The sequence below is a fragment of the Achromobacter arsenitoxydans SY8 genome (genome assembly GCF_000236785.1).
Lineage (GTDB): Bacteria > Pseudomonadota > Gammaproteobacteria > Burkholderiales > Burkholderiaceae_B > Achromobacter > Achromobacter arsenitoxydans.
The window spans coordinates 37,086-58,332 of the sequence record NZ_AGUF01000052.1; the positions used below are offsets into that span (position 1 = coordinate 37,086).

Annotated in this window: 21 protein-coding genes; 11 read left to right on the forward strand and 10 right to left on the reverse strand. The window is 65.0% G+C overall.

Annotated features, from left to right (window positions below):
* Positions 1-3: 3 nt before the first annotated feature.
* Together KYC_RS14310 and KYC_RS14315 are read right to left on the reverse strand one after the other, a co-directional pair.
* A complete protein-coding gene (locus KYC_RS14310; RefSeq protein ID WP_008163412.1) occupies positions 4-1,224 on the reverse strand; it encodes an EAL domain-containing response regulator in 1,221 nt (406 codons plus the stop codon).
* Positions 1,224-3,986, reverse strand: coding sequence for an ATP-binding protein (locus KYC_RS14315; RefSeq protein ID WP_008163415.1), 2,763 nt, complete (start codon positions 3,984-3,986; stop codon positions 1,224-1,226). The genes KYC_RS14310 and KYC_RS14315 overlap by 1 nt, the downstream gene beginning before the upstream one ends.
* 393 nt (positions 3,987-4,379) lie before the next feature.
* Between KYC_RS14315 and KYC_RS14320 the strand changes: the two genes are divergently transcribed.
* The 7 genes from KYC_RS14320 to KYC_RS14350 all read left to right on the forward strand — a co-directional run bounded on the left by KYC_RS14320 (position 4,380) and on the right by KYC_RS14350 (position 10,722).
* Positions 4,380-5,159: a hypothetical protein gene (locus KYC_RS14320; RefSeq protein WP_008163417.1), complete on the forward strand. Its 780-nt coding sequence runs from the start codon at positions 4,380-4,382 to the stop codon at positions 5,157-5,159.
* A gap of 77 nt (positions 5,160-5,236) precedes the next feature.
* Positions 5,237-5,593 (forward strand): hypothetical protein, encoded by a 357-nt coding sequence (locus KYC_RS14325; protein ID WP_008163419.1) that lies wholly within the window; start codon positions 5,237-5,239, stop codon positions 5,591-5,593.
* Positions 5,594-5,766: 173 nt separating this feature from the next.
* Positions 5,767-6,858 (forward strand): AI-2E family transporter YdiK, encoded by a 1,092-nt coding sequence (gene ydiK, locus KYC_RS14330; protein ID WP_274428544.1) that lies wholly within the window; start codon positions 5,767-5,769, stop codon positions 6,856-6,858.
* A gap of 189 nt (positions 6,859-7,047) precedes the next feature.
* Positions 7,048-7,773, forward strand: coding sequence for an RNA pseudouridine synthase (locus KYC_RS14335; protein ID WP_008163422.1), 726 nt, complete (start codon positions 7,048-7,050; stop codon positions 7,771-7,773).
* A gap of 196 nt (positions 7,774-7,969) precedes the next feature.
* Entirely contained in the window at positions 7,970-8,917 is a 948-nt protein-coding gene (locus KYC_RS14340) for a S66 peptidase family protein (RefSeq protein ID WP_043518523.1), read from the forward strand.
* A gap of 126 nt (positions 8,918-9,043) precedes the next feature.
* Positions 9,044-9,388 (forward strand): helix-turn-helix domain-containing protein, encoded by a 345-nt coding sequence (locus KYC_RS14345; RefSeq protein WP_008163426.1) that lies wholly within the window; start codon positions 9,044-9,046, stop codon positions 9,386-9,388.
* A 44-nt stretch (positions 9,389-9,432) separates the two neighbouring features.
* Positions 9,433-10,722 carry a type II toxin-antitoxin system HipA family toxin gene (locus KYC_RS14350; protein ID WP_008163427.1) on the forward strand — a complete coding sequence of 430 codons (1,290 nt, stop codon included), beginning with the start codon at positions 9,433-9,435 and terminating at the stop codon, positions 10,720-10,722.
* Here the strand turns inward: KYC_RS14350 and KYC_RS14355 are convergent.
* From KYC_RS14355 to KYC_RS14370, 4 genes are all read right to left on the reverse strand, one after another.
* Positions 10,713-11,177 (reverse strand): Rrf2 family transcriptional regulator, encoded by a 465-nt coding sequence (locus KYC_RS14355; protein ID WP_043518449.1) that lies wholly within the window; start codon positions 11,175-11,177, stop codon positions 10,713-10,715. The genes KYC_RS14350 and KYC_RS14355 overlap by 10 nt on opposite strands.
* Positions 11,178-11,283: 106 nt before the next feature.
* On the reverse strand, positions 11,284-12,162 hold the full coding sequence (locus KYC_RS14360) for an SAM-dependent methyltransferase (protein ID WP_008163432.1): 879 nt from the start codon (positions 12,160-12,162) through the stop codon (positions 11,284-11,286).
* 39 nt (positions 12,163-12,201) lie between these two features.
* Positions 12,202-13,551, reverse strand: a complete 1,350-nt coding sequence (locus KYC_RS14365; protein ID WP_008163435.1) for an APC family permease — start codon at positions 13,549-13,551, stop codon at positions 12,202-12,204.
* 427 nt (positions 13,552-13,978) lie between these two features.
* A complete protein-coding gene (locus KYC_RS14370) occupies positions 13,979-14,464 on the reverse strand; it encodes a hypothetical protein (protein WP_139026516.1) in 486 nt (161 codons plus the stop codon).
* A gap of 208 nt (positions 14,465-14,672) precedes the next feature.
* On the opposite strand from KYC_RS14370, the gene KYC_RS14375 reads away from it, so the two are divergent.
* The 4 genes from KYC_RS14375 to KYC_RS14390 all read left to right on the forward strand — a co-directional run bounded on the left by KYC_RS14375 (position 14,673) and on the right by KYC_RS14390 (position 18,288).
* A complete protein-coding gene (locus tag KYC_RS14375; RefSeq protein WP_043518452.1) occupies positions 14,673-16,754 on the forward strand; it encodes a hypothetical protein in 2,082 nt (693 codons plus the stop codon).
* A gap of 37 nt (positions 16,755-16,791) precedes the next feature.
* Entirely contained in the window at positions 16,792-17,268 is a 477-nt protein-coding gene (locus tag KYC_RS14380; protein WP_008163441.1) for a type III secretion system chaperone, read from the forward strand.
* A 126-nt stretch (positions 17,269-17,394) separates the two neighbouring features.
* Entirely contained in the window at positions 17,395-17,781 is a 387-nt protein-coding gene (locus KYC_RS14385; protein WP_043518454.1) for a DUF6152 family protein, read from the forward strand.
* A 21-nt stretch (positions 17,782-17,802) separates the two neighbouring features.
* Entirely contained in the window at positions 17,803-18,288 is a 486-nt protein-coding gene (locus KYC_RS14390; RefSeq protein ID WP_008163444.1) for a DUF6644 family protein, read from the forward strand.
* A 30-nt stretch (positions 18,289-18,318) separates the two neighbouring features.
* Here KYC_RS14390 and KYC_RS14395 read toward each other — a convergent pair whose 3' ends face one another.
* The 4 genes from KYC_RS14395 to KYC_RS14410 all read right to left on the reverse strand — a co-directional run bounded on the left by KYC_RS14395 (position 18,319) and on the right by KYC_RS14410 (position 21,233).
* Positions 18,319-19,254 (reverse strand): SMP-30/gluconolactonase/LRE family protein, encoded by a 936-nt coding sequence (locus tag KYC_RS14395; RefSeq protein ID WP_008163446.1) that lies wholly within the window; start codon positions 19,252-19,254, stop codon positions 18,319-18,321.
* A gap of 124 nt (positions 19,255-19,378) precedes the next feature.
* Positions 19,379-19,753, reverse strand: coding sequence for a DUF1294 domain-containing protein (locus KYC_RS14400; protein WP_008163448.1), 375 nt, complete (start codon positions 19,751-19,753; stop codon positions 19,379-19,381).
* Positions 19,754-19,768: 15 nt separating this feature from the next.
* Positions 19,769-20,455 (reverse strand): GntR family transcriptional regulator, encoded by a 687-nt coding sequence (locus tag KYC_RS14405; protein WP_008163450.1) that lies wholly within the window; start codon positions 20,453-20,455, stop codon positions 19,769-19,771.
* A 46-nt stretch (positions 20,456-20,501) separates the two neighbouring features.
* Entirely contained in the window at positions 20,502-21,233 is a 732-nt protein-coding gene (locus tag KYC_RS14410; RefSeq protein WP_008163452.1) for an aspartate/glutamate racemase family protein, read from the reverse strand.
* Positions 21,234-21,247: the final 14 nt, after the last annotated feature.

Genomic DNA, 21,247 nt, shown 5'->3' on the forward strand with positions numbered 1-21,247 from the left:
TGCTCAGGATTGCCGCAGATCCAGCGACTGCCGCTCCAGGGCCAGCAGTTCGCTGAAGCCTGCAATGTCGACGGCGGCGGAAATCAGGAAACCCTGGGCGCAGTCGCAGCCGATGCGGCGAAGGAACTCCAGGTCCTTGCTGGTTTCTACGCCTTCGGCCGTCACCTGGAGGCCCAGTTGGCGCCCGAGCTGCACGGATAACACGAGCGCCGCGGCCCGGCCTTCGTCATTGGCCGCGCCGCTGACGAACGCACGGTCGATCTTGAGCTCGGTGAAGGGCGTGGAAATTAGGCTGTACATGGAGCTGTATCCCCTGCCAAAGTCATCCTGGGCAAGCCCGAATCCTTTCAAGCGCAGCCGGCTTGCTCCCATATAGTATTGGCCTTGTATGGTGGTTGTCCCGTCTTCGAGCAGTTCGAAGGATATTTCCTGTGGCGCGACCCCCTTGGACAGGACAATTTGCTCGAGTTCGTCGGGCAATTCCGGGGCGTCGAGGAGCTGGGTTGGAAGATTGACCGACACCGGCATGCGATATCCCTGCTGGCGCCAGCGCAGATGCGCCTCCAGGGCGTCCTCGAGCATCCGCAAGAGCAGGTGTTTGTCCAGGCCATGCCGTTGCACGGCGGACAGGAAGGACCCTGGCAGCATGAAACCGAAGTCCGGGTGTTGCCAGCGGACCAGCGCCTCGGCGCCGACGATCCGTCCGCTTGCCAGGGCCTTTTTGGGCTGAAACCATGCGCGCAGCTGGCCTAGCTTCAGCGCGTGTTCGAGCGAACTCCGGTCAAATATGGTGCTGTTGTCAGCCTGGAGCAGGGGTTTTGGGGGGTCTAGACGGCTCTGGCGAAGCTGGCTGGCAAGTTGCCTGGCGTGGTCGGCGGTCAGGGGCTTTGAGAATGCGCCAAGCACGGCAAGGCCCTTTTCCTTGGCCATCAGCGCAACGCTGTTCATGATCCGGCGGGGACAGGCCGACACGATTGCCAGCATGGGGTTGTGACGCAGCCTGGCAAGCCGGTCGATGAACTGCACACCATCCATGCCAGCCATATTCAGGTCCATAAGCACCAAATGGTAGGCCTGGAGCCCGATCATGTCCAAAGCTCTCTCTGCCGACGACGCCACGTCCGCCAGGCCGAATCCTTCCGATTCCAGCAAATCCGCCAGATGCACGCATTGGAAGGGATGATCGTCCACAATCAGGATTCGGTAGTCGGACAGCTTCTTCATCATGTGAATTCCTTTAGGGCGATTAGCGCGTCGCGCAGGGCGGAAATCGGCAATGGCTTGAGCAACACCGTGGTGATGCCCGCATCGACGCTACGCCGCATGTCGTCTGTGAACGCGTTGGCGGTGATCCCTACGACAGGACGCTTATAGCCTCGGGCGCGCAAGGCGCGGGCAAGACCGTAGCCGTCCAGTTCCGGCATCTGCAGGTCGGTCAGGATGGCGTCGAAAACCGACAGGTCGGGACAATTCAGCGCCGCCTTGCCGTTTACGGCCGTGACAACCGAACAGCCCAGGTGTTCAAGTTGTTCCTGCAGAATCTGCCGGCTGATCGGATTGTCTTCCGCAACCAGCAAATGCATGTCCAGGGCGTCGCCCGACGTTCGGCGTTCCAGCGTGACCTTGGCGGCCACGCCGTCTTGCGCAAGGCGCACCGCGGCAACGATGCTTGTCAGGCTATGCGCGTTGGCTATCCATCCATTGCGCCCCCGTTCTGTCCGCGGGCCGACTCCCGGCGGCTGCGCAATGACCCGGGCTCCGACCCAGGGCGCCGGATTGGCAGTATGCGGCCAGGCATCCACGAGCACGCCGCCGTCGAGCGGGCAATCAAGCGCCGACCGGTAAGGGATGGCCACCGCGCCCCGCAGGCGCAGCCATTGGCACAGGTTGTTGACGACGTCGGTCACGGCGCCGCGCACGAATACGGGCGTCGGGTCGAGCCGTATCGCCATGTCCGATTGCGGTTCGGCTCCCAGGGGCAGCGTCAATTCCAGCGACATGCTGGTCCCGAGGCCGGGTTCGCTGACGGCGGTAAGCGTGCCGCCCATGATCTCGGACAGCCGGCGGCTGATGGCCAATCCCAGGCCTGTTCCGGGCACGGCCTGGGAGCGCCCGCTTTCGGTCCGAAAGTAGGGCTCGAATACCTGCGCATGATGCTCCGGAGGAATGCCCATGCCCGTATCCGCCACCTGGAACTTCACGGTGACGGCGCGCGCGTCCCGTTTGAGGGTCTGCAGGCGCAGCACGACATGGCCGGAACTGGTGAACTTGATTGCGTTGCTGACCAGGTTGTTCAGGATTTGCCGCACGCGGGTTACGTCGCCGCGGACTGCGGCCGGCGTCGCGGCGTCCGGCAGGGCGTAGATGCGCAGGCCCTTGGCGTCCGCGCGGGCGGCGTAGCTGCTGACGACGCTGTCGAGCAGTTCCGACGGCGAGTATTCCACGGACTCAAGTTCCAGGTAGCCTGCCTCGATGCGTGAAAGATCCAGCGTGTCATTGATGGTGCACAACAACGTCGCCGAGGACTGCTGCATGGTGTCCAGGTATTGCTGCTGTTGTTCGTCCATGGCCGTGAGGCTGAGCATTTCCAGCGTGCCCAGGATACCGAACAGGGGAGTCCGAATTTCGTGGCTCATTGTGGTGAGGAATTCGGTTTTTGCCTGGTTCGCGGCGTCGGCGTGCAGTTTGGCCTGGGTGATGGTGCGTTCGACCCGCTTGAAGGCGGTGATGTCGCTGATGCTGCACAAGATGGCGTCTTCGCCCTGGAACATGATGGAGGCGAAGGTCAAATAGACGCAGCGGCCGTCGTGCAGGACGAATTCGCGACCGGTGTAGCTGTCATTCGGGGCGAGCAGCTTGGTCAAGAGTTCGAAATCCCCCAGCAGCCACTCTCTTGCCTGTTCGTTCGAAAGGAGCGGCGTGCCGTCGTTGCGACGCAGCAGGCATAGGCCAACCGGCGCGACCTCCACAAGCCTGCGATTGAGCGCAACGCTATCGGCCAGCGCCTGATACTGCCTGAGCGCCGGCGCGACGAGCTTTCTTTTGATATGGCGGATCCCGAGGATGACGGCTGCGAACAGGACCATCGCCCCGGCGAGTGTTGCCTGGATCTGGTAGGCGGTGTCGCCAAGAATCCGGTTGACCGGCGTGAAGTAGACCAGGCGCCAGCCTGCATCGCCCATCGACTTGTTCAGCGCCACAAAGCGCGGCAGCAGTCCCTTGTTCAACCAGCCGAAGGCGTCTTCCTTGCTGGCTCGATGGTCCAGGGCCGGCAGGAGCGGCGCCGCGGCAGGGCTGTACATGACCGGCGCGTCGTTCTGGTCGAACAAGGCGTAGCCGCCTCCAGGAAAGGACGTCCCGTCAATCGCCGCGCCAAAGTTGCCGAGACTCAGGCCGATCCAGCCGGCCTCGGCGTTGGAGGGGTCCACGGGCGTGTATAGGTAAAGCTGGTTCGCGGGATCCATGGGCGGCTTGAGCCAGACAATGCGGCTGGCGCCGCCCGCGGGCGCGCTGGGGTTCTGGGAGGCCAGTGCGCCCGCGATCCAGGACTGCGTTGCCGCGTCCATGTGCGGCGAGGCCTCGGCAGCAAGCTGGCCGACGAGCGAGGTCCGGCCGGAGCGCAGCGACGTGAACAGCAACTGCGTGCGCGCGAGGGCGATGTCGTTCAGGTCGCGGGGCGTGAGGATCAGTGCCCAGTCGTAGGCGTTGGTTTCCTCGTGCAGGGGGAGGACCTGGATCTGCCGCGTATTGCCAAAGTAGGTGGGCGTCTCGGATGTGGGCGCGTGGTCGGTGTTCTGGACAGACGAGGATGCGAGGGAGCGCAGCAGGCTCTCGCGTTGGTCAAAAAACAGCTGCGCGTTGTAGGCCGCGGCGTTCATTTGCCGGCGGTACGTGGAGACAGTGTTGGCGAAAGACCAATACAGGAAAAAAATCGCGCCCGCGACGATGCACGCCAGCAGCGCTGCCGCGAAGAAATGCAGCAGCAATGACGGCGCACGCGGGGCAGACTGAACGTCCTGCGCGAGAACTCTTGATTGCTTTCCAAACATGCGCCCATCGTAGGTTTGGGCTTGATGGCTGGATATAAGAAACTTTTGAAAGCGCGTGAATTCCCCGAAATGGCCGAAGACGGCGCCGGGAGGCTTACACGCCGCCATGCGAATAAGATTTTTATGATGGAACAACGAATCCGTCGTTCCTACACTCCTGACCCAGCGCTACGCCATGGCCTACGGTCTATCGGCCGTTCCCAGTCGCAGCCGTCACATCCCGGGCGCCACATCCCGGGCACCACATCCCGGCCGCCAATTCCCGGGCGTCACATCCCAGTCGTCACATCCAGGTCGTCATATCGAGGGCGAGCCCATTTCAAAAGGCATATGAACGCTATCTATTCGGGCGAAACCGCCAAGCTCCTCAGCGAGCCTCTCAGAATCCAACCTGTGCTGGACGCCACTGGCGCCGTACGCGAAATGGCGCTTGTGGGCGGATGGATGAACCGCGCGCCGACTGGTCTTACGAATCATGCCTCCGCAGACGCGTTGCGCATGGCGGGGAGCATGTTCCGGGCTGCCGGCTGCATGGCGCCCCTGACGATGGACCATCAGCTCGACGTGTACTCTGAAGTCAGGCTTCCCGAACAGCTCTGCCACGACCTGCGAATCGGAGCGGTCGAGGGCGATCTGTTGCATGAAATCAGCAATGAATCCGACCGCACCCTGCCCATTTACCCCTGCGCCAAAGTCATCTACAACGTCCCGCTCAGCGATCGCCTGGTCGAAGGCGCAAGCCTCTTTCAGCTATACCGCGAATTCCGCCCGGCGTTGCGTGTCCGCCTGCTGCCAAGCTCGGCAAGCGGCGAGGACATGCAATTCGGGGCCATAAGAGGGGTGGGCATCAGGGTTGCGGTGCCGGACGGCATCAGCCGCAACCGCACCTTGCAGGAGCGCTTTTTCTGCCTGCTGGGACATGCTTCGCGCAAGGGCCTTAAAGTACTGGCGTGCGACATCACCGTCATCGAAGACTTCAATTGGCTGCGGGCGCAGCCCGACGTGCTGTTCCAGGGCGAAGCATTGTCCATCGCGCTAAGCATCGAATACGTCCAGGACTGGATTAGCGGGGCCGGATCCGATTGGAGGGCCTTTCACCTGGGCGCATGAAACCGCCAGTCCCGCCGGACGGCGACCGCGCCCGCCCAGCCGCGCACCGGCCTCGCCGAACCGATTAAAATCGGCGCATGCTTCCCACTCAAGTCATCCTGGCGCTGCTCGTCCTGCAGCTGGCGCTTGCCATACCGCTGTTCGCCGTCGTCATCCAGCTGCTGCGCTGGCTCCATTGGTGCTTCATGGCCAATCCGCTGTCGCGCGGAGACCGGCCGCAATTCACCGGGCCCGTGCTGGCGCTGGTCTTCAGCGCGCTGGCCGCGACCGACTTCCTGTCGTTCGAGCCCTTTGTGACGATGTCGGCGATGAATCCCATCCCTGAAAGCGGCCGCGCCTACTTTACGGTGGCCATGCTGGCCCTGGCGGTCTGGAGCTGGGCCTACGCTGGCACGATACGAAACCGCGTCCGCGCATTGCTGGGCGCGGCCTGAACATTGCATCCCTGACGCCCCCCCTGCGGCGGGCAGCAGGGAACGGATAATGTTCCCGCACAGCTCCCCGGTTTTCGGATACATTCGACGGCAGCGCGGTGGCGCACGGGGCGGGCGGCCCGCCAGACCTCATCCACCGCAATCCACGGCGGCAGTCTTGCCAGGAGCAGCGGGTGATCCCACGCCAGTCAGTCGATATAGCCCGAGTGCTGCTAGTCATCGTCATGCTTTTGGCGTTGATGATAGGCAGCCTGTACATCCTTCAACCGTTCCTGCCTGGCCTGATCTGGGCGACGACCATTGTCGTCGCCACCTGGCCCGTGCTGCTGGCCATCCAGCGCCGATGCGGCGGGCGGCGGTGGATCGCCACCGTGGCGATGCTGCTGATTTTGCTCTTCGTGATCGTGCTGCCGCTTTATCAGGCCATTTCCACGCTGGCGCTGCACGGCGGGGTGATCATAGCGGCAGTCAAGAGCCTGCCCGAGTACGCCTTGCTGGCGCCGCCCGGATGGATCAAGAGCATTCCGCTGGCCGGGCCCAGAATCGCCCAGGAATGGCAGACGCTTTCTGACGCGGGCGCAGGCGGCCTGCTGGCGCGCCTGGAACCCTATCTGACCACCGCTGCGCACTGGCTGCTCAGCCATGCCGCCATCGTGGGCGTGTTCGTGCTGCACATGGCGGTGACCATCATCATCGCCGGCATTTTGTACAGCCAGGGAGACCTGGCAGCCGATTTCGTGCGCAGGTTCTCCAACCGACTGGCGGGGCAGCGCGGCGTGGCGGCCGTCCGGCTGGCGACGGCTGCGATCCGGGCCGTGGCGCTGGGTATCGTGGTGACCGCGGTGGTGCAGTCCGCACTGGGCGGCATCGGGCTGTGGATCGCGGGCGTGCCCGCGGCTGGCATTCTTACCGCCCTTATGGTGATGCTCTGCCTGGCCCAGCTTGGCCCATTTCTTCCCATGCTGGGCGGGGTTGCCTGGCTCTTCCAGAACGACATGAAGCTGGCTGCGGCGGTTCTACTGATCTGGGCCATCGTGGTCGCCATGCTGGACAACCTGTTGCGACCGCTGCTGATCAAGCGCGGCGTGAATCTGTCGATGCTGCTGATCTTGTCCGGCGTGCTGGGCGGGATGTTTGCGTTCGGCATTGTCGGCCTGTTCATCGGCCCGGTGATCCTGGCCGTCACGGCCACCCTCGTGAAGGCCTGGATAGACGAAGTGCCGCCGCCGGCGGAAACCGACGCGCGCGAAGCAGCGCCCGACTGAGGGTCGTCCAGGGTACGCGAAAGGGGGGCGCGAAAAGGGCGTAACATCCGTTCCAAGGCGCGGGCGATGACGCCCGCTTGTTTGCAACACCCCGGCAATACCCATGACGATGCACCCGCTTATGCCGCCTGAAGGCGCAGCCCACCTTTCCGTTTTCGAGCTTTTGTCGCTGCGGCCGGAGGCGGCGCAATGAGCGAAACCGTGCGCCTGGCCAAGCGGGTGGCCGCCGAGCAATCCTGTTCCCGCACAGACGCGGAACGCTACATCGAGGGGGGCTGGGTGGCCGTGGACGGAAAGGTCCAGGAGGAACCCGGCTTGCGCGTTGCGCCGAAGCAAGCCGTCAGCCTGCTTCCGGGCGCCCGCCTGGAAGATCTGCGGCCCGTCACAATCCTGATCCACAAGCCGGCCGGCACGTATGCCGACGACCAGCCGGGGTCGGCGCGGGACTTGGTCCTGCCCGAAAACCAGATGCCGGGAGACCGTTCCGGACAGCGCTATCTGAAGCGGATGTTCAACGGGCTCAAATTGGTGACGCCGCTGGAGCGCGCGGCCAGCGGCCTGGTGGTGTACACGCAGGAATTCGCGGTCGCCCGCAAGCTGGTGGAAGAGGGCCGCCATGTCGAGCAGGAGTACATCGCGCGGGTGGACGGTCAACTGACCGATGCGCAGCTCGCACGCTTGCAGAAGGGCATGGCGTACGAAGGCCGCGCCGCCACGCCGATGAAGGTCAGCTGGCAGAACGAAACCCATCTGCGCTTTGCGCTGAAGACGCCGCAGCCCGGCTTCATCGAATACGTATGCGATTCGGCAGGCTTGCGGCTCCAGGCCTTGCGCCGGCTGCGAATCGGACGCCTGCCCATGGCGGGCCTGGCGGTGGGCCAGTGGCGCTACCGGCTGGAGTACGAACGCTTTTGATATGGAAAAAGTACCGGGTAGCCAGGATGTGTCCACCAGTGCAGCGCGCCGGCGCCTGTTGCTGAATGCGGGCGCGCTGTGCCTGTCCGGCCTGGGCCTGGCAGGGTGCGCGGGGCGCAAGCCCGAGGCGCGCAGACGCGCTCCGCCCCCGAAAACGGCGCCGGCGCCATCGCATGCCCAGACGGGGGCTAGCCCTGTGCCCGCGCTTCGGCCTGGCGCCAAGGTCGCCATCGTGGCCCCGGCTTCTGCTGCCCGGAATGCAAGCGATCTTGCCGCGCAATGGCTGGAGGACCGCGGATTCGTGGCGCAGATTATGCCGGCGTCGCGCGTGCGGCTCGATTCCCCCTACGAGTATCTGGCCGGCACCGACCAACAGCGCCTGGACGACCTGCACGCTGCGTTCGCCGCGCCGGACATCGGCGCGGTGTGGTGCCTGCAGGGCGGCTTTGGGTCGTGGCGGCTGCTGGACCAGCTGGATTTCGGTTTGCTGCGCCAACATCCCAAGCCATTTATCGGCTACAGCGACATCACCGCGCTTCATCTGGCCATGCAGCGGCACGCGGGTTTCGTGACGTTCCACGGGCCGATGCTGGCGCAGGACCTGCTGGCGGGCAAGCGTGAACCCACCGAGTCGCATCTGTTGGCCATGGTCGGCGGGCAGGTCGGGCAGGGCGCGTGGATCGAACCGCCGCCGCTATCCCGTCCGGTTGAACTGGTTGCGGGCACGGCAAGCGGACGCCTGGTGGGCGGCAATCTTGCCCTGATTGCCGCGCTGACCGGCACGCCCAATGAAATCGACACCGAAGGCGCCATTCTGTTCTTCGAAGATGTCAACGAGGCGCTGCCCAGGGTGGATCGCCTCTTGAGCCAGCTTGCGGCGGCGGGCAAATTCGAAGGGATCAGGGGTGTGCTTGTCGGCAATTTCACCCGCATCCTGGGAACGCATATGGATGACGCGCAGGCCCAAAGCCTGCTGTATCCGCTGGTGCTGGAGCAGTTTGGCGCGCTGGGGATTCCTGTCCTGGCGGGGTGGCCCAGCGGGCACGGGGATCCGAACCTGACCTTGCCGTTGGGCGCCAATATCACCCTGGATACCGCGCGGGCCGCGTTGCGGCTGGATCAGCCTATCACCGTCGCGGGTTGAATCTGAACAGTTCGTGCGCTATTAATGATGCATTTGGCGTATAAATGACTTATAAATAAGTCAATTATGGTTCTGTTTTGTCTTGTTAATAGCACGCAAGGCACCATAAAGCACTATTATTGAGTCATGAAAAAGAAGATCGAACCCAGCTTCGATGCGGCGGAAGCGTTGGCCCGGTTGGGCGCCAATATCCGCACCGCCCGGCTGCGCCGTGGTGAAACAGAATCCATGCTTGCCAGCCGCATGGGCGTATCGCGCGCCACCGTTACCCGGCTGGAACGGGGCGATGGCGGCGTTTCGCTTGCGCTCGCCCTTGAAGCGCTGCTGCTGTACGGCTACGGCGACCAAGTCTTTGCCTTGGGCGACCCCGACCTGGACGGCGTGGGCAAGCGCATGGATGCGGCGCGGCGCCCCAGTCGGGGCAGCCGCAAGCCGGTGCATGCGCATCGCGCCGATCCGGCCAGCCTGTAACGCAGCGGGATCCAGCAACCGTGCCAGCACGAAAACATAAAAACGTGGAAGGCGAGCTCTTCGTCTATGTGGACATTCAGGGCGAGGCCGTGCTGGCCGGCGTGCTTACCCTGGACGATACGGACGAAGACCGCTTCTACGCGGAATTCACCTATGTGCAGTCCTATGTGAACGACCCGCGCGCATTTTCGCTGGACCCGCTCAATCTGCCGCTGACCGACGCCCGCACGACCTTTCGCACCGAAAGCCGCTACCAGACGCTGGGCGCCATTTTCGATGCCGCGCCGGACGCCTGGGGCCGCAACGTCATGCGGGTCGACAATGCCGGCGCACGCGTGACCGAAAACGAAGTGCTGCTCAAGGGCAGGGGCATGGGCGTGGGCGCGCTGTTCTTCAGCGCCCGTCCGCTGACGCCCAACATGCGCAAGACCTACAGGCTGCCCGAAGTCAGCCAGGTGGAATCGCTGGGCGGCCTGTTGGCCGACATCGACCAGGGGATCAAGCCCAAGGGGCTGTACCGCGACATCCTGGGCAGTTCCTGGGATATCGGCGGCGCGCGCCCGAAGACGATCGTGCGGGACGGGAATGGCGAAATGTGGATCGCCAAGTTTCCGCGCAAGGGGGACTCCTACGACCGCCAGCGCGTGGAATACGCCAATCTGCAAATGGCCAGGGCCATCGGCCTGAATGTGCCGGCCATCAGCCTGGCTAATACGCCCCTGGGCGCGGTGCTGCTGACGCATCGCTTCGACCGCATTCTGCTGCCCGCCGAAAGCGGCGCCGATCCGGTGATCGCGCGCCGGCACTTCCTGAGCGGCGCGTCGCTCATCAGCCCCTCCGTGCAGATAGGCAAGCGCGAGCTCGACGGACCGCGCGGCAAGGCGACATATTCCTATGCCCGGCTCGCCGACGTAACGCGGCGCATATCGTCCAGGCCCGTGCAGGACCTGCTGGAACTGTATGCGCGGATGATCCTGAACGTAGCGGTCCACAACACCGATGACCACCTGAAGAATGTCGGCTTCCTGAAGGACGACGGGGCGGAAACCTACCGCCTTTCACCGTTGTTCGACGTCGTCACCCAGGAAGGCTCCGCCAAGCATTACCTGCATATCGGAAGCGGCGGACGGGAGAGTTCCTTCGCCAATTGCCTAAGCGAGTACCGGCGATTCGGACTGCGCTCCGAGGCCGCGGCGACGTCCATTCTTGACCGCGTCCTGGACGTGGTGCGCGACCGCCGGCGCTACTACGAAGCGGCCGGCATGGCGCCGGAAGAGATCGCCCTGGTCGAATCGACCTTGACGGCCTTGCGCCAACCGAGTGCTCAGGCCTGATGGACGGCCTGCGGGTCGAACGTCTGCCCGCGCGCAAGCATGCGCAGATGGAAGTCGCGGCTCAACGCGGCAAGCGTGACCTTGCCGAAGCGGTTCAGCAGAAGCGCCTGGGCCTCGTCGAAAGCGCCGTCCAGCGACGCATTGACGGCTTCTTCGACCAGGCATCCCGGGGCTTCGCTGCGGTTGCCCATCGCGAAGATCTCGGGCGAGCCCAAGGCTGTGTAGATATCGCGCAGTGTCACGTCCTTGAAGTCGCAGGAAATGGACCAGCCCCCGCCATGGCCTTTTTCGGACCGGACCAGGCCCTGTTCGCGCAGGCCGGCCATGATCCGGCGGATGACGACGGGGTTGGTCTGCATGACGCGGCCCAGGTCTTCGGACGTCATCGGGCCGGCGTGTTCGGCCATGTGCAGCAACACGTGCAACACGCCGGAAAGCTTGCTGTCTCTTCTCATGCAACAGATGCTATTGCATGACGGCCCGGCCGGTCAACGTGAAGGGCGGTCGACCGGCAGCGCGCCCGGGCGTAAGCCCGGAAGCGCTGGCGCTTTCCCGTGCGCGTCAGTTGCGCTTGGCCGTCCATTGACCCTTGCCGGCCGCGCTGCCGCTCATGCTGCGGCCATTGACCACGCCGGCGTAGCGCACCCCGTCCGCCGTGAAAGAAATGGCCGAGCCGTTCAGCCGCGCATCCGAGATCGGCCGCGACCCCAGCGTGCCCGAGAGCATCTGGTAGTGCTGGTCCAGCTGCAGGGGTTGGCCGCCCAGATCCCATTTGCCCTGGACCTTGGCGGGCACGATCCATAGCAAGGCGGTGCAATAGGTCTGGCAATGCTCGGTCACGGTTTCGGAGGCATCGGGTTCCCAATCGCCCATGCGGAAAGTGTTGGACACCACGCGCGTGCCCGCTGGCAGTTCCAGGAGCCTGGGCCGCAGCTTTTCGTTGATCGTGGACAGCAGGAACATCGTGATCACGTCGGCCTGGGACAGGTCGGTGGTAAACAGGTCCGCGGCAACGAAGGTGGCGCGGTCGGCCACCCCGGCGCGCTTGGCGTTCTGGCGCGAAAGCTCGACCAGGTCGGGGTTGTATTCGATGCCCTGGGCTTTCAGGCCGCGCTGGGCGGCCGTGATGACCGTGCGCCCGTCGCCCGACCCCAGGTCCATCAGCCTGTCCTTGGGCGTGACCTTGGCCATGTCTAGCATCTTGTCCACCAGGGCCTGGGGCGTGGGCACCCAGATGACGTCCTTGCCTTCCTGCCCGACGTCAGGAACGTAGTCCTTCTTGGCGTTCGCCTGCGCCGGGGCGGCGGCCGTGCCCTGGGCGATGGCGCCCGCCGCATGGAACAGCGCGAGCGCCATCGCCGAGGCCAGCAGCGCGACGCGGAACCGCGAGCCGGACACCGGCTGGCGGACGGATAGGGAAAGCTGGGTAGAGCGTTGCATGATGGAATTCCTTGGACGGGGACGAGGGAAGAACCAGGGCTAGCCGTGCGTCTGCGCGGGCTTGAGCACGCGCAGCAATGGAATGCCTGCCGCCAGGACGGCCAGGCCGATCAGTGCGCCCGCGCCGGCATAGATGGCGCTGGATACGACCAGTCCGGCGCAGGTCAGGGCGAGCAGCAGCGGCGGCAGGGGGAAGAGGGGCACGCGGAAGGGGCGAGGCCGATCCGGTTCGAGCTGGCGAAGGCGCCACACGGATGCCGCTACCAGCATCATGAACAGCCAGAAGACCGGGGCGGTATAGGCCACCATGGTCTGCACGCTGTTCTGGCTGAACGCGCCCAGCGCCACCAGCGCCAGCGTGATCGCGCCCTGCACCAGCAATGCGCTGACCGGCGTTTCGTTGCGGGCGCTCCATCCGGCCAGCGCGTGCAGGCGCGGCACGTCCCGGCCCAGCGCGTAATACACGCGGGCGCCGGTGATGATGGTGCCGTTGATCGTGCTGAGGGCGGTAGCGCAGATCGTCAGGCTGAGCAGGGCCGCCGCGTACGGGCCGGCGGCCAGCTGCATGACCTCCGCGCCCAGCGCGGGCGTGTCGCGCAGACCTTGCAGGCCGAAGATCTCAAGCAGCGCCAGATTAGTCAGTACGTAGGCGCCGGTCACCACCGCGGTGCCGATCAGCAGCACCCGGCTCATGTTGCGGCCCGGATTGCGCAGTTCGCCGCTGAGGTAGGCTGCTTCGTTCCAGCCGCCGTAAGTCAGCAGCACGAACACCATGCCCATGCCCAGCAGTCCGGCGGGATGGCCCGACAGCGGCGCGGGCTCGGCGGCGGTCACCGGGCCGCCACCGGAGGCGGTCAGCGAGGCCGCCAGGACGGAACCCAGCGCGATCAGCGTCAGGACGGTAAAGACCCACTGCAGGCGTTTGGAATAGCGGGTGCCCACCAGGTTCAGCGCGGTCAGCGCCACGACCGAGATAGCGGCGTGCGCCGCCGGCCCGTTTGCGCCCAGCGGCAGCAGGCGCTGGGCGTAGTCGCCATAAATGAAGGCGACAACCGCGATGGCGCCTGTCTGGATGACGGAGCAGCGGGCCCAGGCGAACATCAGGCCGACTCGCGCGCCCCAGGCCCGCGTCAGGTAAAGGTATTCGCCTCCCGCGCCGGGATAGGCGGAGCCCAGCTCCGCGTAGCAGAGCGCGCCCACCAGCATCACCAGTCCGCCCGCGCACCACAGGGCGATGTAGATAGCTTCCGAGCCGGCGTGCTGCGCCACCAGGGGAGGAAAGCCGAAAATGCCGATGCCGATGACCACGCCGACCAGCACCATGGTCGCGTCCATGACCGACAGGCCTGCGGAGGGGTGTCCGCCCAGGGTATCCGGGACGCTGCTCATGGCCGTGCGCGCCCGAAACATTGCGCGGCGCGAACGGAGACGTCGTCGAGTATTGATATTCCGGGAGGGCGCGCGGTCGGGGTGGACAGATTCGCGAGTGGACGCGAGTGGGGCAGGGACATGCGATTCTCCCGGGTGGGCGCGCGATGGGGGTTCAAGGCTAAATGTCGGCATATGCTGACAACTGCCTGAACATAAAGCGACCGCGTGCATTTGGGGAAGTTCCGCAGGGTTTTCCTGGGGGGAGGTCCGCAAGGCGTCGAAAGGCGGAAATCCGGCACTCCCGCTCAATCAATCCAAATTATGAGATTTATTGTTTATCTAATTGATTATCAAGGATATTCAATTGATTTGTTTCTTCGGACTTAAAGTAATACTTTAAGTCTGGACTCATCCAAAAAGCCTGGCCAGGCGACACAGCTTGCGGCTAACCCAGGTACTGTCGGACCCAGTTGTCGGAACTTGCAGGTAGCGAAATATCGCTTGCCGCGGCGGCCGCGGGTTTGCACAGGTAGATGGAGCAGGCGGCATAGCTGCCGCCTCCCAGCGCCAGGATCAGGAGGGGACGCGAGAATTCCGACGGGAATGCCTGATGCAAGCGCAGGACGAACCGTTCGGCCTGGCCCTGGGCGAAGGCGTCGCGCAGCAGTTTCAGCGTCACCCCGTAAAGCCAGGACGCGACGGCTCCGCGTCCTTGTCCGCGATAGGCATCGGCGCAACTGCGGAAGGCTTGCGCATACAGGGGATTCGTCTGCTGCATCTGTTCCCCCAGCAGTTGTTCCAACTGGCCGGCGTGCCGTTGCACCAGGTCTCGCAGTTGCACGCTTGCAGCGGGTTGCGCGGCGTCGATCCGAGCCGCGGCGGCAGCGCAATCATTCGTCAAACTGACCATTTCCACATTCGTTGTTGCCATGGAACGCCGGCGCGGGCAGCCGACGGCGACACCGCAACGCCATGGGTGCGGGCATGGAGGGGATTAGATATTGCGCGGGTATCCCTTGGTATCACTGAAACTTGGTATTTAGCGTCTTGGGAGGGCCGGATTCGGAACCTGGGACCGCTTGCGCGTTACTCAGCGCGCGAACACGGTCACGGGGAATACCCCAGAAGAGGCGACAACCATGGTGGGACTATCCAGCTTTATCTCAGCGGCGGCGCAGGGAAATCATGTGCGGCTCGACGACTCGGGATCCGCCGCGCAGGGCCGTGGCGTGGTGGGACGGCTGAAAGACTGGATCGTCAGCCTGCCGGGCGGGCAGGGGGCGGAAAGCGTCAAACAGGACAACATGAAAGCCACTGCCGTTTTCGCTCAGGCGCTGGCGGGCGAGTACGGCTTCAAGGCCGCGGCGGCCGCCGTCGACCGGGTCATCGGCCGGAATTTCGACGCCGCGCTCGACAAGGCGAAGATCGACAAGATGGTTTCCGTGGCGCAGGGGCTGTCCGGGCTGGGCGCGGCGCGCTCCCTGGCCCGCAACGTCTGCCTGAATTCCTGGGCCCGTGAATCGTCCGGGCTGAACATCCAGCGTTCCGGCCATTCGGCCGTGGCGATATCGAACGGACTTTCGGCCAACACCTGGAGCCATGAAAAGCAGTATGTGAGCTGGTGGCCGTCGACCAACGACAGCGTCCAGGTCGACCGCAACCGGTTGCTCGAGAAGCTGCCCGTGGTGGGGGACTATTTTCACGCCCGGCCCGCCATGAGCGCCCCGGACTACGACAGCGATCGGGGGGACGAGATCTCCGAGAAGACCAACATCAACCTTCAGCGCGGAGAGGCCGCGCGCGAGGTCTTGCGCTCGGCGGCCAGGTTGGCGAGCGAAGGCCGCGCGGATCCACTGGCCGACGCGCTGAAAAAGCACGCGGATGACCTCAAGGGCCTGGAGTTTGGCGACAACCCGACGCGCAAGGACCTGGAAAGCGCCGCCAAATTCTTCGCACGCGACTCCCAGGAACTTGTCTCCGACCGGCAATGGGGCGCGGCTGCCGAGAAGGTCTTTTTCCCGCTGGCTGGCCGCAACGGCGAGCACACCGCACAGGGACTGATCCCGCAGACCACGCTGTTCGGGCTGGTCGAACACGACATGCTGGCCGATGCCAGGCAGCTCAAGGACGACGCTGCGCACGGCCGGATCGGCTACTCCATGTTCAGCACCACGCAAAACTGCGCCGCCATCGCGGCGCGGTCGCTGCAGGCCGGCGGCTCGAACATCTATGTGCCGTTCGAGGCAAGCTGGATCACCGAAGATCCCAACAAGACCTACGACTATGCCAGGCAGTTGCAGGGGGCGATAGACGGGCTGAACGGTAAGGCGGACGGGATCAAGAAGTTTTGCGACACCGCCTGGCAGAGCGCGCCGGCAGACGCGGACGCCATCCGCCAGCTGCGCGACGCCTTGCATGAGACCGCCAATGATCAGGCGATCTTTGCGCAGGCCAAGCAATTGGCCTTGGGTATCGCCGCGGATCAGCGCATCGACTCGCTGCGCGCGGAAGTGGCCGACCGTAGCGGCAAGATGGATCAGGCCCGGAGCTTGCTGCAACCCCTGGACCGGCAGATCAGGGCAACGGAGAAGGATGTCGGCGACAGGCAGAAGGCCGTCGACAACAAACAGAAGGCCGTCGACGGCATGAGCCGGAGCGCGAAGTCGAGCAGTCCGCATGCTGCAGCCAGGCTGGCGGACAGCAAAGCGGAATTGGCAGAAAGACAGGATGAACTAAAAAAGGGGCAGGCTGAACTGAACGATCTGCGAGGGCAGAGAAGCCGGTTGGACACCCGTATTCTGGCGATGAAAGACGAACGGCGAGCCCTGAAGGATTTGATAGAGGAACGTCAGGCGAACCCGCTGGAAGCCGCGCGCCGCAAGCTCGGCGGCGAAGACGATTACTACGCCAAGCTGCGTGGGGGGCTGGCTGAGGGCGTCACGGGCTTGGCCCACGCCTTCGGGGCGCGTGCAAGCGGCCTGGACACTCAGCAGCAGCGGCTCCTGGCCCCGCTGGGCCAAGCGGTGCAGGACCTGGAGCGGGGCGTACGCAACGGGTCCGACATGAAGACACTGCTGTCGCACGCCAAACAGCTGGTGCAAACGCTGCACGACGCGATCAACGGTACGCCCGCCCCGGACCGCGTTGCGGCGCTGGCGGCTGGCGCTCTGGTGCAAGCCTGCGAATTCCTGGTCGTCAACGACCAGGATCGCCACAGCTAAGCCTCACATCACCCCATCGAAAAAACGAGAGAACACCATGCCTAGCCCGACCTGCCTTGCCCTGCTGCAAGCTCTGAGCCAGACCATCGGCATCGAACTGTCCTTCGACGAGCGCCAGCATTGCATGCTGATGCTGGACGACGACATTCTGATCTCCCTGCGCTGCCTGGACGACGACACCCTGGGCCTGTACGGCCTGCTGGGCGAATTCCCGCAGCCGCGGCCGGCGGCCGACTTGATGGCGCTGCTGTCCGTCAATCTCCTGCTCATGGAGCGCTGCGGCATGTCGGTTGGACTGGATCGCGCCACCGACGCGGTGCTCTTGCTGGAGCGCCTGCCGGTGGCCGGCGTCACCCGTGAAGACATCGCGGACCGGGTCGCGCAGTTTGCCGACCAGGTGCGCAAGCTGGTAGGCTGGCTGCGCGAACGCGACGACGCTGGCGGCCCTTCCGGGGATGAAATGCCCGCGTTATCGGCGCCGCATGCCATCGCCGCATTCGGCCAGATCGTGTAAGCGCGCGTGGCGGCCGCCCGGGTCAGGCTGCTATGCTGTTTTCATCGACAGCCGTTGCTGCGGCAGCCGTCGCTGCACGTGGACAGACGCAGGGACCAGGGCACTCGCAACTCCAGGAGCATCGACATGAAGCTTTCCAGACGCGCAACACTCGCAGGATTGGCGCTGACCGCGCTGGCCGCCGCGGCCGCCCCGGCAATGGCGCACCACGGCTGGTCATGGGCCGAATCCGAACAAATGACGTTGCAGGGCACGGTCGAGCAGGTGCAGATTGCGCCGCCGCATCCGATGCTGAAGGTGCGGGCTTCTGATGGCGTGTGGACCGTGGAGCTTGGCAACCCCACCCAAACCAAGGAGGCCGGTTTTGTCGAAGGGTCCGCCAAGCCGGGCGACGCCATCACGGCGGTCGGCAACCGGGACCAGGACAAGGCCAACAAGCGCATGAAGGCGGTCCAGGTGCAGGTGGGCGGCAAGACCTACGACATTTATCCCAGCCGGATCAAGAAGCCCTGAGCCGCCGGCGGGACGGCCTCGATGCCCGAACTGATCCGGCTCGCGCTTGAACACCTTGAAGCCATGCCGCCGTCGACCTGGCTGCGGCGGTCAGGCACGCTGTACCTGCTGGTCAATGCCGCCCACATCGGGGCCATCGGGCTGCTGATCGGCTCCATCGTCCCGCTGGACTTGCGGCTGCTGGGTGTCATCAGATCGCCGCATCTGGCGGTCCTGGCGCCGGTCCTGGCGCGCACGGCCGCGGCCGGGCTGGGGCTGGCGCTGCTGACGGGGGCGCTGCTATTCAGCGTGCGGCCGCAAGAGTACCTGCAGAATCCCGCGTTTGTCGTAAAGATGGGCCTGCTGCTTGCGGGGACGCTCAATGCCTGGCTGGTGCATCGGGGCAGGGCGTGGACGGGCGTGCTGGATGGCGGCAGCCCGGCCGACGGGCTGCGCCTGCAGGCGGGGGCGTCGATGCTGTTGTGGCTGGGATGCCTGGTGGCGGGACGCTGGATCGGCTTTCTGTAGCTGGCGCCAGGCGGCTTTCAAGCATGTGATTCAGGGCCAGGCCGCGCCCTGGGCATTCACATACAGCCCGAACAGGCATTGACCCGTCACCATGAACAGCCGGTTGCGCCGTGCGCCGCCGAAGCACAGGTTGGCGCAGCGGTCGGGTAGCGCGATGCGGCCGATGGCCACGCCGTCCGGCGCGAAGACCATGACCCCGTTCAGGCCCGGCCCCGCGCCCCAGCCGGCCCAGACATTGCCGTCCGTGTCGCAGCGTATGCCGTCCGGGATGCCCAGGTCGCCGGCGTCGACGAAAGTGCGTCCCTGATCCAGGCCGCCGTCCTCGGTCACGCGATAGACCAGAATGCGGTTGGGCCGGGAACCATTGTCCACGACGTACAGCAGCGTCTCGTCGGGCGAAAAGCACAGCCCGTTCGGATTCTGGATGTCGTCAACCACGACCTGCAGCCGGCCGCTGGCGGGGTCCAGCCGGTACACGTGGGTGGGCAGTTCCGGCGCCGCCTTGAATCCTTCGTAGTCATTGAGGATGCCAAACGTGGGGTCGGTGAACCAGACCGAGCCGTCTCGCCGCACCACCACGTCATTCGGAGAATTCAGGCGCTTGCCGTCAAAGCCGTCCGCCAGGACGGTCAGCGCGCCGTCGTACTCGGTGCGCACCACCCGGCGCCCGCCGTGCTCGCAGCTCACCAGCCGGCCTTCGCGGTCGCGGGTATTGCCATTGGCGAACCCGGACGGGGTGCGGTGGACGGACACCGCGCCGCTTTCCTCGTCCCAGCGCATGAGGCGGTTGGCGGGGATGTCGCTCCAGAGCAGGCATCTGCCGTCCCCAAACCACACCGGGCCTTCGCCGTACCGGATGCCCGTCGCCAGGAGCTCGATCGCGGCGTTGCTGAGCCGGTATTGCAGGAATCGGGAATCCAGCACTTCTATGGCGGGATCGGGATAGGTTTCGCTAGGCTCCCACATGTCGTCTCCTTGGGCGGCAAGCAGCCAGTCTGGCCGACCATGGCAGGGCTGTCCATCCATCAGTTCGGCGGCCGATGCCGCGGCGGCCGGTGCCGCGGCGGTCGATACCGCGGTCCTGGATTCCTTATAACGCCGCCAGCGATCGTCCGGCCGGCGTGCAGAGCAGCACAAAAGCCGCGACGTTCACCAGGGCCGTCAACCAGAATACGGCCCGGAATTCCGTTTTGACGGACTTGTGCCGCAGCCATTGCTGGCCGAGCAAGGCGCCGGGCCAGCCGCCCGCCAGCGACAGCAGGTGCAGCGTCCGTTCGCGGATCCGCCGGCGCCCGGCTCTGGCCGAGGCCTTGTCGATGGCGTAAACAGCAAGCGTCAGGGCGCTGAGCGCCAGATAGGCCAGCCCCACGAGGCCGGGCGCGGCCCATTTGAGCCATGCCAGCGCGTACAGGCAAACGAATGCGGGGATCGGCAGCAATTGCGCGCCAAATCGCGCCTGGGTCATGGAACCATCCGGATCCTACTGCCGCCGCGACGCGTCGGGCATGTAGATATGGGCATAGCCTTCGCGGATGGCCGAGGTGATCTGGTCCATGCGGCGGTCGATATGCTGCTCCAGGATGGCCACGCCTTCGGCTTCGTTGCGCGCCTGCAGCGCCTCGAGCAGGCGGTGGTGCTCGCGCTGGCTGGCGGGGCGGTCGCCGCGGTTCATGTCGATCCACCGCACGAAACGGATGCGCGCATTGACGTTCTTGAGCACGCGCAGCATTTCGGCGTTGCCCGACATCGCCATGATGCGTTCGTGGAAGGCCTCGTCCAGCGCAACCATTTCGGCCACGCTGCGCTCGCCGGCCTCGGGGCCTGTGGAATCCAGGAAGGACAGGGCATCCCGGATATCGTTGTCGGTAGCGCGCTGGATGGCCAGGCGCAGCGCGGAAACCTCCAGCGACTTGCGCAGTTCATACAGCGCGAAGATTTCCTGCACGTCGAGGTCGCGGCAGAAAAAGCCCTTGCCCGGAAGAAAGCGCAGCAAGCCTTCGATGCTGAGGCGGTTCAGGGCCTCGCGCAGCGGGGTGCGCGAGACGCCAAGCTCCTTGGACAGCGCCACCTCGTTGAGGCGTTCGCCGGGCTTGAATTCGAAGTCGATCGCCATATCGCGGATGCGCAAATAGACTTTCTCGACGATGCTGTCGCTGGCGGCGCTCAAGGGGTCTCCGGTACGAATAGAAGCAGGGGCGGGTCCGCCCCCACCGCTATTCGAATTTTCGGGGGCGCAGGCCGGCGTGGAACCAGGTGATCATGGAATAGATGTCATACACCGGCAGTCCCGTGGCCGCCTGCAGGGCGGCCGCGTAGGGGGGCATGTTAGTACATTCCAGCACGATGGCGCCAACCTCGGGATGGCGGCGGATCAGGTCGGCGCCGGCGTCCAGGATGTCCTGTTGCGCCAGATCCACATCCATGTCGGTCTTCTCGGCCTTGATCAGGACGCGGAAGAACTCGCGGCCGTTCTCGGTGCCCGCCACCGGAATGTCGGCCGGCACATTGACGGCCGCCAGATGCTCGGGCGACAGGCTGCCGCCGCTGACGGTGACGACGCCCACGCGCTTGCCCGGCGGCAGCGTGGCCTGCACCCAGGGCACCTGCATCAGCGACGAGGTCGCAACCGGCACCTGCAGGCGGGCGGAGAATTCGCGCTGGAACAGCGCCAGAAAGCCGCAGTTGGTCGTGATGGCTTCGGCGCCCTGATCAATCAGGTCCTGGGCAGCCTCGACAAAGGCGTCCAGGGTGCCGCTGGCCCCTTGCAGCACCACTTTTTCGGGACTGGCGCCCCGGACCACGCGGTATAGCACCGGAAAGGGCCAGGTAAGGCCGTTGCCCATGTCGCCCAGGATGCGCGGAAAGCGGGCGTCGAGCATCAGCACGCCCAGGGGAGCGCCGTAGAGCGATTTGCCGCCACGGGCAATGCGGGGAGTCGTCGGCATGAAGGTTCCTTCGA